13 protein-coding genes are annotated in these 20,110 nt (G+C 62.9%); 10 read left to right on the top strand and 3 right to left on the bottom strand.

Going from position 1 to position 20,110, the window contains the following annotated elements; all coding sequences use genetic code 11:
• The first annotated feature begins 145 nt into the window (after positions 1 to 145).
• Positions 146 to 1,288, top strand: a complete 1,143-nt coding sequence (locus tag ACFO6S_RS19280; RefSeq protein WP_378419585.1) for a sigma-70 family RNA polymerase sigma factor — start codon at positions 146 to 148, stop codon at positions 1,286 to 1,288.
• A 140-nt stretch (positions 1,289 to 1,428) separates the two neighbouring features.
• Here the strand turns inward: ACFO6S_RS19280 and ACFO6S_RS19275 are convergent, their stop codons facing one another.
• On the bottom strand, positions 1,429 to 2,778 hold the full coding sequence (locus tag ACFO6S_RS19275; protein WP_378419584.1) for a DEAD/DEAH box helicase: 1,350 nt from the start codon (positions 2,776 to 2,778) through the stop codon (positions 1,429 to 1,431).
• Between ACFO6S_RS19275 and ACFO6S_RS19270 the strand changes: the two genes are divergently transcribed.
• Both ACFO6S_RS19270 and ACFO6S_RS19265 read left to right on the top strand, forming a co-directional pair.
• Positions 2,777 to 4,099: a DGQHR domain-containing protein gene (locus ACFO6S_RS19270; RefSeq protein WP_378419583.1), complete on the top strand. Its 1,323-nt coding sequence runs from the start codon at positions 2,777 to 2,779 to the stop codon at positions 4,097 to 4,099. The two genes, ACFO6S_RS19275 and ACFO6S_RS19270, sit on opposite strands and share 2 nt — an antisense overlap.
• 86 nt (positions 4,100 to 4,185) lie before the next feature.
• Complete coding sequence (locus ACFO6S_RS19265) at positions 4,186 to 5,634, top strand: sensor histidine kinase family protein (RefSeq protein WP_378419582.1); 1,449 nt, start codon at positions 4,186 to 4,188, stop codon at positions 5,632 to 5,634.
• 19 nt (positions 5,635 to 5,653) lie between these two features.
• On the opposite strand, the gene ACFO6S_RS19260 is transcribed toward ACFO6S_RS19265, so the two are convergent.
• A complete protein-coding gene (locus tag ACFO6S_RS19260; protein ID WP_378419581.1) occupies positions 5,654 to 6,937 on the bottom strand; it encodes a DNA sulfur modification protein DndB in 1,284 nt (427 codons plus the stop codon).
• A 307-nt stretch (positions 6,938 to 7,244) separates the two neighbouring features.
• Positions 7,245 to 8,438 carry a cysteine desulfurase DndA gene (gene dndA / locus ACFO6S_RS19255; RefSeq protein WP_378419580.1) on the bottom strand — a complete coding sequence of 398 codons (1,194 nt, stop codon included), beginning with the start codon at positions 8,436 to 8,438 and terminating at the stop codon, positions 7,245 to 7,247.
• 121 nt (positions 8,439 to 8,559) lie between these two features.
• Here dndA and dndB point away from each other — a divergent pair, with 121 nt between their 5' ends.
• The 7 genes from dndB to ACFO6S_RS19220 all read left to right on the top strand — a co-directional run bounded on the left by dndB (position 8,560) and on the right by ACFO6S_RS19220 (position 20,097).
• On the top strand, positions 8,560 to 9,672 hold the full coding sequence (gene dndB / locus ACFO6S_RS19250; RefSeq protein WP_378419579.1) for a DNA sulfur modification protein DndB: 1,113 nt from the start codon (positions 8,560 to 8,562) through the stop codon (positions 9,670 to 9,672).
• Entirely contained in the window at positions 9,669 to 11,198 is a 1,530-nt protein-coding gene (dndC, locus tag ACFO6S_RS19245) for a DNA phosphorothioation system sulfurtransferase DndC (RefSeq protein ID WP_378419578.1), read from the top strand. The genes dndB and dndC overlap by 4 nt, the downstream gene beginning before the upstream one ends.
• Entirely contained in the window at positions 11,195 to 13,168 is a 1,974-nt protein-coding gene (dndD, locus tag ACFO6S_RS19240) for a DNA sulfur modification protein DndD (protein WP_378419577.1), read from the top strand. Before dndC ends, dndD begins: the two co-directional genes overlap by 4 nt.
• The gene (gene dndE / locus ACFO6S_RS19235) at positions 13,168 to 13,554 is read left to right on the top strand and encodes a DNA sulfur modification protein DndE (RefSeq protein WP_378419576.1); all 387 of its coding nucleotides are present in this window, start codon (positions 13,168 to 13,170) and stop codon (positions 13,552 to 13,554) included. Before dndD ends, dndE begins: the two co-directional genes overlap by 1 nt.
• A 6-nt stretch (positions 13,555 to 13,560) precedes the next feature.
• Positions 13,561 to 15,033 (top strand): DNA phosphorothioation-associated putative methyltransferase, encoded by a 1,473-nt coding sequence (locus ACFO6S_RS19230; protein ID WP_378419575.1) that lies wholly within the window; start codon positions 13,561 to 13,563, stop codon positions 15,031 to 15,033.
• A 670-nt stretch (positions 15,034 to 15,703) separates the two neighbouring features.
• Positions 15,704 to 17,935, top strand: a complete 2,232-nt coding sequence (locus ACFO6S_RS19225) for a sigma factor-like helix-turn-helix DNA-binding protein (protein ID WP_378419574.1) — start codon at positions 15,704 to 15,706, stop codon at positions 17,933 to 17,935.
• Positions 17,932 to 20,097, top strand: a complete 2,166-nt coding sequence (locus tag ACFO6S_RS19220; protein ID WP_378419573.1) for a DEAD/DEAH box helicase family protein — start codon at positions 17,932 to 17,934, stop codon at positions 20,095 to 20,097. The genes ACFO6S_RS19225 and ACFO6S_RS19220 overlap by 4 nt, the downstream gene beginning before the upstream one ends.
• Positions 20,098 to 20,110: the final 13 nt, after the last annotated feature.

The raw sequence follows: 20,110 nt of genomic DNA, 5'->3' as shown, positions 1-20,110 counted from the left end.
ACCGCGCAGAGCCCGCTTGCATGCGGTCGAGGCGTTGTCCGTCGTGCACCGCACTGGAGGGCATCGCGGATGCGCTCACGTGATTACCCGCGGTGACAGCCAACAATTGTGCAGCGCATCGTGCCGGTGCGACGGGCCTGGAGGTGTGCGTTTCGCGTCCGGTGCGAAGAATCTGACCACACTGATCGAGTCGTTCACCGCTCTCGGTATCGAGGTACGCGAACGGCGTTCGAGCGGGACACGCCTGCCAACGGCGGGAATTGAGGTCCAAGGCACCCCGCACAGGGCGGGCGGCTACTTCCAGTCGGCGGATGGTGTCGACTGGTACATGGAGAGGATCCGTCGGACCGATCTGCTCACCGCAGCTGAGGAGGTCGAACTCATGCAGCTCATCGAGGCGGGTCTGTACGCGGAGGTGAAGCTGTCGGGTGCGTTGGGCCCAGTCCCGCATGCCTCCGAGGTTGGCGATCTTCGTGTGCTGGTCCGCGCCGGTAACCAGGCACGGTCCACCATGATCGAGGCGAACTTGAGGCTGGTCGCCCACACCGCACGTGCATACCAGCACCGCGGGATGGATCTGCTCGACTTGATCCAGGAGGGCAATACGGGACTGATGCGAGCTGTCGAGAAGTTCGATTTCACGAAGGGCAACAAGTTCTCCACCTATGCCACATGGTGGATTCGTCAGGCCATCGTTCGCGGGATCGCGGACAAAGGGAGGAGTGTTCGCCTGCCCGTCCACGTAGTCGAGGACATCGACAGGCTGCGTCGGCTGAGGAACGATCATCGTCTGGCGGAGGGACGGGAGGCGACCGACGCTGAGATCGCCACCATATCCGAACTGGACATCGACAAGCTTTGCCAGCTCGATTCGTGGGCGGCGCCTGTTGCGAGCCTCGATGCACTCCTAGAAGGCGGGGGAGAGGACAGGTGGGCGTGTGCGATTGAATCGATCGTCGACGTTGTTGATGACGCAGTAGATCCGGTCGAGGTCGTCTTTCGTGAGCGGCTTCGTTGGCGGATCGAGGCTGTACTCGAGTGCCTCACCGACAGGGAGGCGGCCGTGATTGCACTGAGAAACGGGTGGGTCAGCGACTGGCCTGGTGGGTGGCGCGGATTGCCCGCAGGTGCATTGGATGGTCAAGTCCACACACTCGACGAGATCGGGCGTAGATTCGGCGTCACACGCGAACGGATTCGTCAGATCGAGGCGCGGACGATGAAAATGCTGAGGACGGATGCTGAATTGGCTGATGCCTTGCGAAACTACTTTGACCATCTCGGATGAATCGAGTTTGGTCGACTTCCTTCGTCCATGCCGGAGTTTCGAAAATCTGCGCAATCCGCATGCTCACAAGCTAAGCGACGGGAAGCCCGCTGTGCCCAGGGTTCGCATCGCGCGTGGGTGCCCTCGATGACCCGGTGGGTCTATACGCTGAACAGGAAGTCCACCGAATCGTCCCGGAATGCGCTGAGCGGTTTGATGATCACGCGATCGAGGCCGAGCAGTTCGCGGTCGCGTCCGGCGATTACCGACTCTTCGAGCGTGCCTCGTGCGAGCAGTGAGATCGCGCGCGGCGGAGTGCCCCCGAGTCTGACCACTCGCCCGAGTCGTTGGATACGCTGTCTCGGGTTCATCGTTCCGGAGACGATGATGGCTTGGTCGGCGTCGGGGATGTCGAGTCCCTCGTCGGCGGTTCGTACTGCAACCATCGCGTCGGTTGCCCCTGCGCGGAATGCTTCCTGGTTTTGATCCCGCTCACGCGAGTTCAATCGAGAATGGTCGATGGAGACTTTGATCCCCAGCTCTCGGACCTTCTGTGCGACGTGCTCAGCTTGGTTGATTGTCTCGTTGAACAGAATCGTACGTCGTGACGTGAGCACGCCGAGGTCGAGCAGGTACTCCATTGCCCGCAATCGCCCGTTGTTGTTCGCCAGGAGTCGGCGGCGTTCGACGACAAGGCTATTCAGTCGTTTCGCCGCTGGAATGGTCGACGCTGCCTGCGCGATATGCGCTGTCCAGTCGGCGGAGGTGAAGAGTTCGGGGTGCTGCCGTGTCAGCGTTGCCGCTGAGGCGGTGATCTGTGCTTCGATGCGGTCGTACTCGCTTTGCTCGAGCTGCGGCAGATCGATCAACAGATTCGACAGGCGGAGGTCGCTGAGAACACCGTCGTCCATCGCGTTGCGCATTGAGTACCGATAGACGACCTCGCCGAGCATCGGCACGAGAACGTCGTCGAATCCGTCGTCTCCACGTTCGGGTGTGGCAGACAAACCGAGTCTCCATGCCGGGTCGCCGTCGAAGACTCCACGGTTGTGCGCGCTGCCTGACCAGTGGCACTCGTCGACGACCAGCAATGTCGGACGGCCGCTCGAGGTCCAGTGGCGGAACAGTGATCCGACACCGTTTCGAGCTGAGTCGATGACGGCGACGAGGATCAGGTGGTCAGGATTCGGATCGGGTGAGGTGCCGCCGATGGTTCCGAGTCTGCGACCGACGATGCCGGCCGTACGAAGGGCGCGGATCCACTGCTGTTGAAGGACCCGGGTGGGTACGACGACCACAGCTCGTGCGCCGTCGTCCAGTGCGAGGCGAATCGCTTCGATGGCCATGCGTGTCTTGCCGGTTCCCGTGGCGGCGGCGATGATCCCCCGGCGGCCGTTGGCGTGCCATCGAGCGAGTGCGTCGGTCTGCCATGCCCGCAGCTCCGTCATCGGCAGCTTGTCCTCTCGTGGGCTGACATAGGGGTGCGAAACCGGACTGTACAGTGCGTCCATGGCTATCACTCGTCCCTGTCTCCGTGGTCGCATGGGATCCACGACCTATTACGAAGTCACGATGACCGCGCGTGAGCTGACGAACAGTGTGCGCCCTGCGCGCGAGACGGATGCCTGGGCATCGGCGTCGATCGACGAGCGAATCCAGCGTGAGGTCAACAAGGGGCGCGTGATGAAGACGATCGTGCCGTACTTGGCGCAGCACCCCGATCGGTTTTTCGGGTCGTTCATCGTGTTGGCGAAGCCGGGCGGAATCGAGTTCGAGTCGCTGGGTGACATCGTCGAGGGCCTCTCTGCCGCATACCGCAGCCAGGCCGGGGACATCGGCTTCCTGACATTCACCAGCGGTGAATTGATTGCATTGGACGGCCAGCATCGGTTGGTGGCGTTCCGGGAGGTCATCACCGGTGGGCCTGAGCTCGGACCGTATTGGTCCCAGGTTGGTGACGATCAGGTCTGCGTTCTCGTCCTCGAGGAGGAGAGTGCGGAGAAGACGCGTCGCATCTTCAATAAGGTCAATCGACATGCGAAGCCAACAGGGCGCAGCGACAACATCATCACCAGCGAGGACGACGGCTACGCGCTTGTGACCCGCCGACTGCTGGACTCGAGTATCGAGGCGCCGCTGGCGGCACGGCAGAGCGAGGAACGGTCGCATGACCTGGTCGAATGGGGGATGACCACACTGAAGCAGAAGTCGGAGAAGCTCACGACGATCAGCGCAGTGTACGAGACAGTCCAGGATGTTCTATCCATCAATAATGGTTTCGCCGGGTTCTCCGAGAAGGAGAACCCTGTCGCTCCCGACGACAACACGCTCAATCGTGCGTACGACGTCGTGTCGGATTGGTGGGAGCAAATCTTGACGCTCCAAGCATTCACGACTGCGTTGAGTGACCCCGCTTCGATTCCGTCGACCCGGTTCGACAACGAGCACAGTCACACTCTGCTTCTGCGGCCGGTCGGGCAGATGGCATTGGTGAAGGGACTCACGAGAGCCATGACGTATTCGAAGGGGGAGGTCAGTCTCAAGACTCTTCTGGAGCGGGTCGATCGGGTCGACTTTTCCGCCACGCCTTCGTGCATCTGGCGCGACACCATCGTCCGCGCCGATGGGCGCATGGTGGCGAGGAGGGAGGCATTCGAGCTCGCGGGTCGCCTCGTCTGTTACATGATCCTTCCGGACTATGTGACCGAGGAGTTCACCCAGACGCTGTACGAGGATTGGAACAAGGCGCGAGGCAAGGACCCCTACTCGGATATCGACACCCTCGAGGAGAATGAGCGCCCCGTGGATCTTCCTGAGCCGCTGTCGCTATGACGTCGGGTGGGGGGCCGATCCGTGTAGCGACCGCGGTCGAATGGCGCGGCGATTCCGGGGCGGTCGAGTCGTTTCTCGGCGACTGGATGGAGAAGACGTACTCGGTCAGTCTGGTCTCCCAGGATTCCGGGCGGTTGAGTGTCGAGTGGGCGTCCGCGTCGCAGGGACTCGGTGAGTACTCGTGTCACCTTGCCGTGGTGGACCACGAGGCAAGGATTTCCCGCACCGCGGCGATTGCACGCGGTGATGCCGGGGTCGTGCTGCTCTTGGAGGAGGAGCGCCTCGACGCCGGTGAGGGTCACGCCAACCAGGATCTGTCTGTCGAGGCGGAAGGTCTACTGGCGGGACTGATCAGGGCTGCCGGAGACACGTACCGCGGGTTCAACCGGCTCGAGGTCAACGAGATGCCGGCGGAGTGGGGATCGACAGATCTACGGGCAGTGCTGGATGGGGATTTGAGTCCTGGCGTGATCGTCTTGGTATCGGACAATGCCAGCGTTTCGGACAGGTTGAGTCAGGTTGCCGTCGGACTGGGCGGACATGCGATCGCGTTCAGGGTGACGAGGGAGCGGGCTGAAAGCCTCCTTTGTGGTGGTCTCGGTATCGGAGGTGACGTCCGAGACGGCTCTGTCGTGAGCCTTGCGCGGTCAACTGCCGCTGGCCGCGTCGATATCGAGGTGGTCGGGGCGTTCTCTCTGCGGCGTCAGCCGAGGGGGGCACGCCGGCTCGTCTTGCGTCATCAGCTCGCTGCACCGAGACCGATGTGGCTCGAGAAGCTGCGGACCTCGTCGCTCCTGAAACTTCGAGGGCATGCCGACGGCGGGGATGTCACGGCTGCAGAGGAATTGCTGGAGGAAGAATCCAGGCGTGCAAGCGACCTGGAGCAGCGCCTGCGTGCTCTGGAGCTGGACCTCGAGATTGCATTGGCTGAACAAGATGCTGCGCTGAGGGAACTGCACTCCGCGCAGGCTCGGAACAAGTACCTCGAGCGTGCTCAACGCGATGTGAGCGGGTACGTTGTGGACGACGGTACCGATGAAACATGGTCTCCTGACACGTGTTTCGATGCCGTGCTCGCGGCGCGTGACGATCTGAAGTACCTGGTCGTCTCGTGTCTGGACGATCCTGCGATCGACTTGGACCGACACCCCCGGCATGGACTGTGGGCCACGAAGATCTGGGGAGCGCTCAAAGCGCTGAACGACTACGTGAGAGCGAAAGTCGAGATGGGGTATCGCGGGAGCCTGCACAGTTACCAGAGTGACCCACCCGAAGCCGTGTTTCCCCTGTCGTGCGACTACGCCGCAAAGGAGAGCGAGTCGACGTCTAACGATCGTGACATGCGGCGAGTGAGGACCTTCCGGGTGCCACATGAAGTCAGCTCGGACGGACAGTATTACATGGAGGCGCATCTGAAGATCGACCGCGCATTGGCTGCCCCGCGCGTGCACCTGTACGACGACTCGGGGGGACCCACGCAACGCCTCTACGTCGGGTACGTCGGCCCGCACCTCCCCACATCGGGAGGGCATTGACCGCTGCCCGCCGGGTGTGTCACCTCGGGCGGGGCAGCCGGAATCCGGGCTGCCCCTTTGCCACCGCGAGGTCGTGCGTCAACGAGTCGATCTCACGTTCGGTGAGAATCCCGGGGGCGATGTGATAGGTGCCGAGCCGGCCAGCGAGGCGGATAGCGGTTTCGTTGGTCGACATGTGGCCGTTTGCGTACACGATCGTGCCGGTGAAGAGAGGGTTGCTTGCCGACCAGTTCTTTCGGCTGACAAGGCCGGTAGCGTCGGCGAGTGACAGTCCTCTGCTCGTCGCTTCGGTCAGGGCATGCATCAGCATGATCTGACCGACCGGGCGAAACAGCAACGAATGCCGGCTCTGGTATGCGCGGTAGTCGGGGAGGAGCGCGGGGTCTTGCATGCTGTCACGGAACGGTCGAATCTTGTCCAGCAGTACGTACCACCACTCGGACGTGATCCGATACGCCTTGAGGAGTTGATCGTCCGAGGGACGATTCACCATGTGCTTCTCGGTGAATCCGTGCATTCCGTTGGCATCGAGAATGACCTGCGTCATCTGATACACCGCGGACAAGGTGGTGAACTTCGTATCGTTGGGCTTGAGGGTTGTTCGACGCCATTCCACGATCGGTTCGTCGTACGGATCCAAGGCTGACAGCGGTGGAAGCCGATCTCCGGCACCTTCGGGAGGTGTGGGTTCGACGAGCCACCGGGTGATGATCGCGGAACCGTCGTCCTCGCTGGTGATGATGTTGTCGGACGGGCTGGTCGGCTTTGCATACCGGTTCACCTTGTTGAAGATCCGACGGGTCTTCTCGAACGACTCGTGCGGGATAAATATCACGCACAGTTCGTCTTCGGCGACTGCGTCGGCGTATTCACCCTTGATCGAACCGTCATTGGTGGTGACCGCGCGCAGCGCCGACAGGCGGTGCTGGCCGTCGAGGACAACGAGGTCTCCGCCGTCGACAGTGAGGAACCCCATCTTGTCCGCCACTTTTCGGTACGTGCCCGGCAGACCGGACACGTTGCTTCCCACCGTTTCGAACGTGAAGGTGCGAGGTTCGTAGACGAGGACGATGAGGGCATTGAAGAACCTGTCCCGCGCCTGCGCGAGGTAGGGAACGATCTCCTTCTCCACCCGCTTGGTCGCGAGTTCACGCTGGAACCGCTCGAACACCGACCACGTCGTCCACTGGGGCAGCTCGACTGCAAGCTTCGCGACCGCCGCGAGTTCACGGGCAGGAACTGTTGCCTGAAAGTACTCGGTTGATCCCATTTGCCCCTTGAGTGCAGGCACGGTGTAGCTCACTGCTCGTCTCCGTCGTTTCGCGGTCGGTACTTCAAGAAGCGCACTGTATCCGGTGTATCCGACAAGGGTGTGCATTGTCGTCGCCAGGCATGCTTTGGTGGGACTGAACTCGTGATGTCTGGGACTGAACAAGTGAACCGCCTGTAAGACGGTTCACTTGCACGCTCCAGCGGTAGCGAATGAAGACGAAAAGGTGCACTCTATCCCGCTGCGGGGCCATGGTGTGGAAGCGGCGCTGCCATGTCGGCCGTTCGGCTGGGGCTGTGTCATCAGTGGACGGACTGTCGCCGCCGTCGGAGTTCGGATGTCAGGAATGCTGGATCAGTTGGAGCCGGCTCGCCACCTGCATCCAGTCGGGCTCCTCCGTAAGGTGGCTCCACGAGAACCGTAGCGCGCCGTGTATGCGTTCGTCCGGAAGGTTCATCGCCACCAGTACGTGGCTTGGGTCATAGCTCTGCGACGTGCATGCTGATCCGTTTGATATCGCGACCAAGTCTTTGAGTGCAACAATCGCGGCTTCGGAATCGACCCCAGGTACGGAGAAGTTCAACGTGTGCGGCATGGTTCGATCCAAGTCTCCGTTGAATGAGGCGTTGAGTGGTTCCAGCGCCGTGATGAGTCGGTCACGGAGTTTGATGCAATGTGCGGTACGTGAATCGTGATGCCTGACGGCAATTGTGGCCGAGGTTGCGAGACCGGCAATCAGCGCCACCGGTAGAGTTCCAGAACGTAGCCCACGCTCCTGTCCGCCGCCAATTGTCAGCGGGGTCAGAGGAATGCGGCGATACCCGCGCCGGCGAAGGATGAGCGCACCTATGCCTTTGGGTGCATAGAGCTTGTGGCCGGACACGCTCATCATGTCGATCCGGGAGTTGCGCAGTTCGTCGAGAAGCTTGCCGAATGCTTGCGCCGCATCGACGTGAAGGTACGTGTCATGCGATTCCAAGGCATCTGCGATGGCGCCGATCGGTTGAATCACGCCGGTTTCGTTGTTTGCGGCCATGACCGACACCAAGAGTGTGTCAGGTCGAAGGGCGTCGGCCACGGACTGTGGTTCAACCCACCCGCCGCGGTTCGGGGGTAGCAGTGTTACGTCGAACCCGCGGTCGCGTAGTCGTTCGACTGGCTCCAGTACGGCCTTGTGCTCGATCTGTGTGGTGATGATGTGGCGACGGCCAGTATTCCGGCCGATCTCCTCGAGTCCGAGGATCGCGAGGTTGTTACTCTCGGTTGCTCCGCTCGTGAAGATCACCTCGTCGGGCTTGGCTCCGACAACTGCTGCGACTTCCTCGCGCGCGCGGTTGACGCGTTCCTTGGCTCGCTGACCGTAGGCGTGGGTGCGGCTTCCGGCGTTGCCGAAGTCCCCTTGCAGGAACTCAACAACCTCGCGTAGTACTGCCGGTTCGATGGGCGTCGTCGCGTTGCAATCGAGGTAGACGGGGCGGCTATCCCCGTGTGACGCCGTCTGATCGAAGCTGTCGGTGCCAGGAGCTATCGTCATGCACGTACTGTACGTGACTCTTCCTGTTGTGTTCGTTTCAACATCCAGGTTGTTCGGATGTATAGTTCCGTACAGGTGGACCGGTCGACTGTGTGGTGAGGGCGAGATTGCGATGGACTCTGTGAGCACCAAGTCTCGAAGCACGGGATTCGAGTACGTTTTCCCGGCCATCCGTGGCATCCAGGCGGGACGCGAGTACTTCGTCACGATGTGTCCGCTCCGGCTGATCCCACGACTGTTCCTGTTCGATGACGAGGAGCTCGTACCGGAGATGCGGGCGCAGCGGACTCTGAACAAGGCCCGGATCCCGGAGATCGCCCGCTATGTGGTGGAGAACCCTGACAGCTACGTATTCTCTGCACTCACTGCATCGGTCGATGCAGATGTCGTCTTCGAAGCATTTGGTGGTGGTGGACCGAACGACCGGGTGGGGACTCTGACCATCCCGATGTCCGCAAAATTTGTCATCAACGACGGCCAGCATCGCCGAGCGGCAATTCAACAGGCACTCGGCGACAATCCCGAGCTCGGCGACGAGACGATCGCCATCGTGATGTTCCTCGATGTCGGACTCAAACGGTGCCAGCAGATGTTTGCCGACCTCAATCGTTATGCGATTCGACCGGCCAAGTCGATCAGCGTCTTGTACGACCACCGGGACGAGATGTCGGCCATCACCCGCGTAGTCGTGTTCACATCCGACTTCTACAACGACCTGACCGAGACCGAATCGAGCAACCTCGCCGCGCGCTCACGGAAGCTCTTCACGCTATCCGCGTTGTACAGCGCCAACCGTGCGTTGCTCGAGGGATTCGAGGAGGAACCGTTCGACAAACGAGTCGATCTTGCGCGCGCTTACTGGGATACGGTCGCCCGATACATCCCTGAATGGTCACAGGTTCGGGCGCGTGAGGTCAGTGCCGGCGAGGTTCGGCGAGACTTCATTCACAGTCACGGCATCGTGCTCCACTCGTTGGGGAAGGTCGGCAACAGCGTTCTTCAGCAGAGCCGCGACAAGCGGGGCTGGGTGCGGACACTCAAGCCGCTCGCGGACATCGACTGGCACCGCTCGAATTCGACACTATGGGAGGGCCGGGCAATGTCCGGTGGCCGCGTTTCCAAGAGCGCCGGAAATCTCCTGCTCACCACCGCACTGATACGGCAGAAACTCGGCCTGCCGCTTCCAGCTGACGAACAGCGTGCCGAGGATGCGTTCACGCGAGGAGAATCATGACCCGCAACCTGCCTATCCGGCCGCGATCGGCCTTCGACGATCTGGGCCTGTCCGGGGCATTGGACGAACTGATCGCGCAGACACAGGCCCTCTACCTCGCCGACGGCATCCCTTGGGTGGTTGGCTATTCCGGTGGCAAGGACTCGACCGCCGTCCTGCAGCTTGTCTGGCAGGCGCTCGCGGCGCTCGAACCAGACCAGCGCACGAAGCAGGTTCACGTCATCAGCACGGACACGCTGGTCGAGAACCCGGTTGTCGCCGCGTGGGTCACGCACTCCTTGGACACCATGGGTGCGGCTGCTACCGCACAGGGACTCCCCATTGCGCCTCACCGGTTGACGCCTGCGGTCGCCGACACCTTCTGGGTCAACCTGGCCGGACGTGGCTATCCTGCGCCGCGCCCGAAGTTCCGTTGGTGCACAGAGCGACTCAAGATCAAGCCGTCCAACACCTTCATCACCAACATGGTCAAATCCCATGGCGAAGCCATCCTCGTGCTGGGCACCCGAAAGGCCGAGAGCTCGGGGCGCTCCCATCGAATGAAGGAGCTCGAGTCCCGTCGAGTTCGCGACATGCTGAGCCCTAACGACTCGCTGCCCAACTGCCTCGTCTATTCCCCGGTCGAGAACTGGTCGAACGACGACGTGTGGACCTACCTGATGCAGAGTCCGAATCCGTGGGGCTACACCAACAAGGACCTCCTCACGATGTATCAGGGTGCATCGGCTGACGGTGAGTGCCCCCTCGTCGTGGACTCGACGACACCGAGCTGCGGGGACAGCAGATTCGGTTGCTGGACTTGCACTCTCGTCGAGAAGGACAAGTCGATGTCCGCGATGATTCAGAACGACGAGGAGAAGGAGTGGATGCTTCCGCTCCTTGAACTTCGCAACGAACTCGATGTCGCAGACGACCGGCACCTCCGTGACTTCCGTCGCATGAATGGCTCCGTGCAGCTGTTCCATGGTCGCCCCATCCCGGGCCCCTACACCCAGGACTCCCGCGAGAACTGGGTGCGCAGGCTTCTCGAAGCACAGACATGGATCCGCGAGAATGGTCCCGAGAGTGTCAGCGGACTCGAGCTGGTCACTCTGGCCGAGCTCGAGGAGATTCGCCGAATCTGGGTGGTGGACAAGCACGAATTCGAGGACAACCTTCCGGGAATCTATTCGGCCGCGACGGGCGAGGAGTACCCGGGACGTCCGCTGGACGAGCACCTGCCGCTCGGTCCGGACACCGTCGAGATCCTTCAGGAAGTTGTCGGCGACGACAGACTTCACTTCGAACTGGTCCGTGAGCTCCTCGATATCGAGCAGCGCCACCGTTCTCAGGCGCGGCGGGCTGGTCTCTTCGACTCGCTGGGCAAGGCGCTGCGTCGCGGCTTCTACGAGAACGAGGGCGACGCGCTGGACCGTGCGCACACGCGCAAGAACGCAATGGACAGGACACCAGAGTCGGACGAGGTCAGTGATCTCGACCTTGCAGACGGGTACGTCCGTCCAATCGAGACTGGGGTAGAAGGTTGATTCTCGACGAACTGGTGCTCCAAAACGTCGGCACGTTCTCGGGACGGCACACGATTGAACTCGCGCCGCCGTCGGCGGGAAAGCCGATCATCCTGGTTGGCGGGTTGAACGGTGCCGGCAAGACGACCTTCCTCGAGGCGATCCACCTCGCGTTCTACGGAACGCTGGCGCAGTCGAACGGCCGCCGCACCGGCAGCTACGAGAACTACCTTCGTAGTCTGATCCACAGAGGCGCCGCGGCGGACGAAACCTCCTCGGTAGAACTGGCATTCCGCGCGCACCAGCAGGGCACTGAACATCGCTACCGGATCACCCGCTCGTGGGGCGGGACCGACGGACCTGTCCGTGAACACCTCGAGGTCGAGGTTGACGGCCGTATCGACAAGGCGCTGATCTCGACATGGACCGAGCATGTCGAGACCTTCCTGCCCAGGGGGATCGCGGGACTGTTCTTCTTCGATGGAGAGCAGATCGAGGCACTCGCCGACATGCAGAAGTCACGGGAGGTTCTTGGGTCCGCATTGTCGGCGCTGCTGGGCCTGGACCTCGTCGATCGGCTGACAACCGACCTGGCGGTGCTGCGGCGGCGTCACCGGGTGAACCAGATTCCCGACTCGCTCAAGCAGACGGTGGAAGGAAGGAAGCAGGCCTCCCTTGCCGCTCGACAGGCAGAGGAGCAGGCTCTTACCTCGGCCGCGTCTGTGCGGGTCGAGCTCGAGCGGGCCGAGAAGCTGCACTTCGAGGCGGCCGAGCAGTACCGGTCGTCGGGTGGTGAACTGCTCGACAAACGAGCTGCGACCGAAAGCGCCGTCGAGGTTCACCGGGCGAGTCTGCTGCAGCTCGAGAACGACCTCCGAGAGGAGGCTGCAGATGTCGCGCCCCTGCTGCAGGTTGCGGGACTACTGCAAGAACTCGAACAGCAGGTTCGCGCCGAGGCCAACGCATCACACCAGAAGATCGTGACGCAGGCACTCGGTCAACGCGACGAATCCGTGCTCGAGCTGCTGAAGGGCGCCCTGGTGGGCTCCGACGTCTACGCTGCCGTCGAGGGCTTCATGGAGGCTGACCGCGACCGCCGCGCGTCCGAAAGCACGGTTCCGGACATCACCGGTCTGTCCGATGCGACTGGAATCAGCGTTCTCAGGACGTCGGCCCTTCCCGGGGCTGAACGCCGGCTGACGGGGTTGTTGGATCGCCGTGCCGGCACTCGCGCGGAGCTGGATCAGCTCGAACGGGTTCTGGTCGCAATGCCGGACCCGGAGTCGCTGGCCGATCTGCGTTCGAAGCTGGATGCAGCATCGTCGGACTTGTCCCGCAGCCAGGCGACTCTCGCGATGGTCGAGGAGACTCTCGCAACGAGGCGTGCAGAGAGTGTGAAAGCCGAGGCCAGTTACGAGAGCGAGTTGGATCGGCTCGCGCACGCCAGCTTGTCGATCGACGACGACCTCCGAATCGTCGCGCACGTCGACAAGGTGAAGGTGACCCTCGAGGCTCTCCGTGCCGCGGCTACGAGGCGGTACCTCGGCCGTATCGGAGACCTGGTCCTCGAAGCCCTGCAGCGACTCTTGCGCAAGGAATCGCTGGTTGCCTCGGTGAGCATCGACCCGGACACGCACACCGTCGAGTTGGTGGGGCGGGACGGCAGTCGCCTCATGGCCAACCAGATGTCGGCAGGCGAGCGGCAGCTGTTGGCCGTGTCGCTCCTGTGGGGACTGGCCAGGGCATCCGGACAACCGCTACCGGTCGTCGTCGACACACCGCTCGGGCGGCTTGACGGGACCCACCGTGAGCACCTTGTCGATCGGTACTTCCCGTATGCGAGCCATCAGGTCATCCTCCTGTCGACCGACACCGAGATCGACGAACCGACCCATGCGCGCGTCAAGAAGTTCGTCGGGCGTTCATACCGGCTGTCCTTCGACCAGAAGACCAACTCGACTTCCGTTCTGCCCGGATACTTTTGGGAGTGATGGCAATGCCACTCGAACACATTCGATTGTCGCAGGGCGCTCGCGATCAGCTGATCACCCTCAAACGTCGCACGGGAATCGGGCACTGGAACGTGCTCTGCCGGTGGGCCCTGTGCCGCTCACTCGCCGAGCCGACGGTTCCACCCGCGATGAAACTCGTCACCGACAGCAGCGTGGAAATGACGTGGCGCGTCTTCGCCGGCAACCACGGGGATGCGCTGTGGGCGCTGGTGCGCTTGCGGTGTCATCGGGACGGACTGCCGTTGGACGAGGAGACAGTCGCCAATCAGTTCCGCCTGCATTTGCATCGCGGGATTGGATACTTGATCGGTGATACTCGCTCCTCGGACATCGAGGGGCTGGTCAGGCTCGCATTGACGGAGTGATCTGGGATGACGGTGACGGGTGAGATCGCACGACACAGGACTGCGATGGCCCGGACGTCGCTGTCCAGACCGATGAGCTTTGCGCTGATGGACCAGATACTGGTGCCGGAGCGCAGCTTCTTCGACTACGGGTGCGGTCGCGGCGACGACCTGCGGAATCTCGGCGCACTCGGCTACACGGTTGCAGGCTGGGATCCCAGCCACCGACCCGCGGCGGAGCGGGCGCCCGCCGAGATCGTGAACCTCGGGTACGTCGTCAACGTTATCGAGAATCGCTCCGAGCGTGCCGAGACACTGCGATCGGCCTGGAATCTAACGCGACGCGTCCTCGTCGTGTCCGGACGGTTGGTGTGGGAAGCCCGAAATCTCGTCGGACGACGGATCTCTGACGGCGTGGTCACCAAGACCGGGACATTCCAGAAGTTCTACGAGCAGACTGAGCTCGCGACGTGGATCGAGCAGGTTCTGGGCGTCAAACCGGTTGCCGCCGCCCCGGGGATCTTCTATGTGTTCAGGGAGGAACACGACCAGCAGGACTTCCTCGCCAACCGCGTGTACACATACCGACCTCGGGTACAGATCGACCCACACGCGGCCTACGAGGCGAACCGGGAGTTGCTTGCTCCGCTGTTCGGATTTGCTACCGCGCACGCGCGTCCACCGAAGGCCGGGGAGCTCGATGCGGCGAGTGAAGCCGCGATCAGGGCGGAATTCGGAACGCTTGGCCGCGCACTCAATCTCATCCACCGCGTGACGGACGATGAGTACTGGGAGATGGTCAGGGTTCAGCGCCGTTCGGAGTTGCTTGTCTATGCCGCTCTTTCTCGGTTCGGGCGGCGGCCGAAGTTCGCGCAACTGGGTGTGTCACTGCGAAACGACATCAAGACGCACTTCGGCACCTACCGGGACGCCACCGTCCAGGGCGACCGCATGCTGGTCGCAGTTGGAAATCCGATGATGGTCGTCGTTGCAGCTCGCAGCGCGAAGGTCGGCAAGCAGACACCAAGTGCCCTGTACGTTCACCGCAACGCTCTCGCCGAACTCCCACCACTGCTTCAGGTGTACGAGGGGTGTGCGCGGGTGTTGTCGGGCACCATCGAACGCGCGAACATGATCAAGCTGTCGGTGGTGAAGCCACAGGTGTCCTTCCTGAGTTATCCGCGGTTCGAGCGGGACGCGCATCCCACACTTGAATCGGCCGTGACGGTGAATCTGCGCGAACTGACGGTGGATTGGCGTGACTATTCAGAATCGCCCAACCCCCCGTTGCTTCACCGCAAGGAAGAATTTGTCTGTGTTGATGATCCGCGGCGCGACCTCTACGCCCGGCTGACGAGGGCGGAGATGAGGGCCGGGCTATACGAGAATCCGGAACTTATTGGAACCCTTCAAGGATGGGAGCGGACATTGTTGTCGAAGGACAAGGTCGTCCGCGGACATAGGCTCGCGAGCATCCAAGCCGTTCATCCCGCGAATTGAGTGGGCTGTATGGGTCAAGTGCAATGCTCGACACCAGCGGGGACAGCCTGGACGATCGGCTACGCAGTCTCGCGCCAGACGATGAGCTCCAGATCCGGCAGTGAAGGCTCGACCTGTGTGCGAAGCCTTCACGTGCACCATTGACAGCGCGGACGAGGTCACCGAGCCCTATCGGGCGAGGAACGTAGTTTGCCCGACTGGGTCGAATCGCTGAATTGACCGGAACCGTGAGGCCGGTGATGGCGTTGTATCTTCTGATCAGCTCCCGCGCGGAGGCGGGGGCGTGGAGTTCTAGCTCGGGCGATGACCCAGTTCATTTGATCGGAGGGCAGACGGCGCTCGACCGCAAGCTCAGTGGACTGTCACGTGTGGCGGTTCGACCGCGTGGCGACGGTCTGCCAATGCCGAGTCAGGGAGTGGCAATGCCACGTGTGCCGGCGTCGCCGAGCACTACGGTGCGATCGCGACCTACCCACCAAAAGGGCTGGCAAGAGCGATGGTGTGGTCGTGAGTGGCATCTGACATCCGTGGGTTTGGCTGGGCTGCAGGTGTGGGGTGCTGTGGAGTGGGTTCGGGGGGTGTCGCCTGCCGTTTCGGGGGTTCGTAATGGATGTGTTTGATACCGGCGATATACAGGTGTCGGGTACTCGAAAGGGGTTGATTCACAGTGTTGACCGAGGAGGTCGACTTTTCGTTCGATGATGTTCGTCCGAGGTGTTGGGCGGATGCGTTTCCGTGGCTGGCTGGCGCGGCGGGTGTGGCCGCGAGGCCATGGTGGGACGAGTCGATCGACGACACCGATCTGGTGACGCGGAGGGCACGGCTGGGGACCGTGTCAGAGCTTGCGATGGAGCGGCTGACGGGGTGGACGATCGGGCAGATTTTCCCGGGCCTGCCCGCAGACATCGATCTGGTGCGGCTGGATCTACCGGTTCGCGCTGCGAATGCGCTGACTCGGGCGGACTGCGGGTGGTCGGGGCAGCTGATGCCGGTTGCGTTGGACAGCATGTTGGGGTGGCGTGGGATCGGCGTGGGGACCGTCGATGCGATCTTGCGGGCGTTGGCGGATGTGTCGACGTCGGTGGCGACGCCGACAGTGGCGGACGGTGGTTGGGTTCCGTCGCAGGCAGATTCCCCGTTGGGGGGTGGGATGTCGTTCGCGGCAGCGGAGGTGCCCGAATGGGCGTTGTCGCTTGTCGAAGACTTGAAAAGGGTGGCGACGTGGTACGGCACGGTGGGGTTGCCGGGCCAGCGGTTGGTTGGTGGTGTGGTGCCTGCGGGGACGCCGGACGAGATCGTCGAGGCACGCGCCCGTCTGGAGGCGTTGAATGCGGGGGATGTGTTGAGCGACGTCGAACTCGGCCGCGACGTCGCGGGTTTGTTCGACGCCGCTCTCGGGTTGCTTGATCCGCGAGCTGCACACGTGTTGGGTGATCGGTTGTTTGCGGACGATCCGGCAACTCTCGATGAGTTGGGTCGTGAGCACGGCGTGACGCGCGAGCGTATTCGTCAGATCGAGAGCAAGTCGCGGGGTGCCTTGCTGAGTTCTGTGTCCGGGGAGGGCGCGCTTGCGGCGGTCGCCGAGGCTGCGCGGGACCTCATCGGTGTCATTCGTCCGCTCGATGATCTGGTGAAGCTGATTCCCGCCCTGGGGCGGATGGTCGAGTCGGTGAGGCAGCCTGCTTGGCGGGTGCTCGATCGTCTCGACGATGCCTATGAGATCGAGGACGGATGGTGTGTCGTTCCGACGATGACAGCAGCGATGGCGGTGACGCAGACGCAGCTGCAGGAGTGCGCCGATGAGTACGGCGTGGTGCGGCTGGACGAGATTGAGTTGATCGAGTCGAGTCACCCCGAGCAGCTGCCGGACCTGACCGCGGAGTGGTTGAGGCACTGCGGGTACATCGTTGACGGCGACGTCGCATTGATTCGGACGTCGAGTGTGAACGACTACGCTGCAGCGATCCTGTCTCTGGTCGGGTCCTCACTGACCACGGAAGAGATCGTTGACCGGTTTGTGTTCGAGCGTAGCTCGCGGTCTCTCGGCAACGCCCTCAGCCGTGACGAGCGTTTCGTGCGTGCCGATCGGGATCGGTGGGCGCTGACGGAGTGGGGCGTGGAGGAGTACACCAATATCCGGTCGATCATCCGGGATGCAGTGTTGCGTGGCGGCGGTCGCGCTCATCTCGACGAGGTCATCGAGTACATCACGACCCGTTACTCGGTGAGTGCGTCCAGCGTTGTCGCGTATGCGGCTGCAGCGCCGTTCGTGACGAACGAGCGCATTGTGTCGTTGGGTCGGGGTGGTCGGGCTGCGGGTAAGGCGCCGGAGCGGACGCGGCGGTTGTTCCGCCGTCCGGATGGGTGGGCACTGCGGGTGCGGATCACCACGGACCATCTGCGTGGCAGTGGGTCGGTGGCGCCGGCGGCGGTGGCGACGGTGTTGGGGCTGCAGTCGGGTGAGACGGTGCAGCTGGATTCGCCGTTGGGTTCGCAGATGGTGGCGTGGACGGGGATTCAGCCGGCGTTCGGCACGATTCGGCGCTTCCTTCTGGCGGAGGATGTCGCGGCGGACGCCGAAGTGTTTCTTGTGCTGCGCGATGATCGGACGTTCGGGTTCGAGTTGGCGCGCGAATTGTCGGGAGATCCGGTGGCTGATGCGTTGGCGTTGATCGGCGCTGCGGAGGGCGAGGATCGGGAGCAGGCGCGGGTAGCGTTCGCGACCGCGCTGGGGATGCCGGAGGATTCACCGGTGGTGAGCATCATCGGTGAGTACCGCACGCGTGGTGACGGTGATGTCGCCGAGCTGCTGGTGGCGGGTCGTGAGCACCTCGAGACCGGGCACGGTCCGGTGCAGCGGCAGGAGCGTACGAAGGTCGACGACATCTTGGATCTGCTGTGACCGATGGTGCCCGGGGGCTTCGGGCGTTGGTGTTGCGGGATCGGTATCGCAGCGATCAGGGCGATGTCGTTGCGGAGTTCTTCGTTCCGTCGTTCACGGTGGCGTCGTCGTACAGTCGGGCGGTCGGCTACTTCACTTCGACGAGTATGGCGTTGTATGCGCGGGGCCTTGAGGTGTTCGCGCAGCGGGGTGGGGTGATGCGGCTGATCGCGTCGCCGCATCTGACGGAGGACGACATCGTCGACATCGCCCGGGGCTATGACATGCGAGCGGTGCTCGAGCGCGCCACATTGCGTGAGCTCGACGTCGAGCAGCCGGATCGGGTGCTCGACGGGCTGGGCGTGTTGGGTCGTTTGATCGCCGAAGGCCGCCTCGATGTCAAGTTGGCGTTTGTGCAGCAGGCGGGTCGGGTCGGGATCTATCACGAGAAGATCGGCGTGTTCCGTGACGGGTTCGGTGATCTGGTCGGGTTCACCGGCAGCAGCAACGAGACTGGCGGCGGGTTGATGGCGAACTTCGAGTCGGTCGAGGTGTTTCGCGGCTGGGTCCCAGGCGATGGGGTGCGGGCGTTGCGGTTGGAGGACGAGTTCGAGGCGTTGTGGGAGAACAGGACTAAGAATCTGAGTGTCGAGCGGTTCCCGGATGTTGCTCGGGAGCGTCTGGTCCGGCTGGGTTCGGAGCGTCCGGGGCGCGCATTGCCCGGGGTCGATGATGCATTGACGGCGGTTGAGGTGCCGGTGCGAGACCCGGGGCACGCTGGCGTGGAGGTTCGCGTTCCTGCGCGGCTTGCGATCCCCGACACGCTGACGGTGCGTGACTATCAGAAGGACGCGGTGACGGCGTGGCTCGGCGGTGGGGGGCGCGGGATCCTGGAGATGGCGACCGGCACCGGCAAGACGAAGACGGCGATGATCGCGGCGGCGAAGCTCGGTGAAGTGTTGGCGCGGCACGAGCAGCCGCTGGTCGTGGTTATTGTGGCTCCGCTGATCCATCTGGTCGATCAGTGGCTCCCCGAGGTCGAGCCGTTCGGGGTGCGACCGGTGGCGGTGTACGGCGCCAACAAGAAGTGGCCGCAGCAGGTCGACGATCAGTTGACTGCCGTCCGGATGGGGCGGCGGCCGGTGATGGTCGTGGTGGCAACCAACGATTCCTTCTCCGGGGAGCGGTTCCAGTCGGTGCTGGCGCGGATCACCCAGCCGGTGTTGGTGATTGCCGACGAGGCGCACAATCTGGGTTCACCTGCGTATCGGGCGGCGTTGCCGCAGAACGGGACGTACCGGCTGGGGTTGTCGGCGACACCGGAGCGGTGGTTCGACGACGAGGGCACTGACGCGTTGATCGACTATTTCGGCCCGGTGGTGTTCAAACTGGGGTTGGGTGAGGCGATCGAGATGGGGGCGCTGACCCGCTACCGGTACGTGCCGCGGCTGGTCGAACTCACCGCGCAGGAGACCGGATTGTATGTCGATCTGTCGGCGCAGATCGCCAGGCTGATCGGGTCGGGCAACGAGTTGAAGGACGCCGATCCGCAGTCGCCGCTCGGGTTCCTGCTGCGTCAGCGTGCCGGTGTGCTCGGGCACGCCGCAGGAAAGGTCGCGGCGTTGCGAGCAGACCTGGAGGCGCGGCGGGACGAGTGGTTTCAGTTGATCTATTGCGCGGAGGGACACCGCCCGGCGGAGCGCGGTGAGGAGCCGGGTCCGCGGCAGGTCGACGAGGTGATGCATCTGGTCGGCCACGAGTTGCGGTTGACGGCGCACACCTACGTTTCCACCACCGCGCCCGTGGAGCGGAAGACGTTGTTGCGGCGGTTCGGGTCTGGGGACGATCTGCGGGCGTTGGTGGCGATGCGCTGCCTGGACGAGGGTGTGGACATTCCGGATGCGAGGGTGGGGTATCTGCTGGCGAGCAGCAGCAATCCGCGGCAGTTCGTGCAGCGGCGTGGTCGTCTGCTTCGCCGCGCCCCAGGGAAGGAGAGGGCCGAGATCTTCGACTACTTGGCGGTGCCGCCGGCGGATGCTCCGGTGAACTTCACGGTTGAGCGGGCGTTGCTTGTGCGGGAGTTGGAGAGGGCGACCGAGTTTGCCGAGCTGTCGGAGAACTACGAGACGACTTTGCAGGTGCTTCGTCCGCTCAAGGAGCGGTACGGGCTGATGCATCTGTAGCAGTGAAGGTGGA

Source organism: Rhodococcus kronopolitis (assembly GCF_042654025.1).
Classification (GTDB): Bacteria; Actinomycetota; Actinomycetes; order Mycobacteriales; family Mycobacteriaceae; genus Rhodococcus_G; species Rhodococcus_G kronopolitis.
This window is presented reverse-complemented; position numbering and strand designations above follow the sequence as displayed.

What these genes read in the sequence shown, in the direction of transcription:
- ACFO6S_RS19265 (WP_378419582.1), top strand. Translation starts at nt 4,186, where the DNA reads ATGGAGAAGACGTACTCGGTCAGTCTGGTCTCCCAGGATTCCGGGCGG.
- dndC (WP_378419578.1), top strand. Translation starts at nt 9,669, where the DNA reads ATGACCCGCAACCTGCCTATCCGGCCGCGATCGGCCTTCGACGATCTG.
- dndA (WP_378419580.1), bottom strand. Translation starts at nt 8,438, where the DNA reads ATGACGATAGCTCCTGGCACCGACAGCTTCGATCAGACGGCGTCACAC.
- ACFO6S_RS19270 (WP_378419583.1), top strand. Translation starts at nt 2,777, where the DNA reads ATGGCTATCACTCGTCCCTGTCTCCGTGGTCGCATGGGATCCACGACC.
- ACFO6S_RS19275 (WP_378419584.1), bottom strand. Translation starts at nt 2,778, where the DNA reads ATGGACGCACTGTACAGTCCGGTTTCGCACCCCTATGTCAGCCCACGA.
- dndE (WP_378419576.1), top strand. Translation starts at nt 13,168, where the DNA reads ATGGCAATGCCACTCGAACACATTCGATTGTCGCAGGGCGCTCGCGAT.
- ACFO6S_RS19230 (WP_378419575.1), top strand. Translation starts at nt 13,561, where the DNA reads ATGACGGTGACGGGTGAGATCGCACGACACAGGACTGCGATGGCCCGG.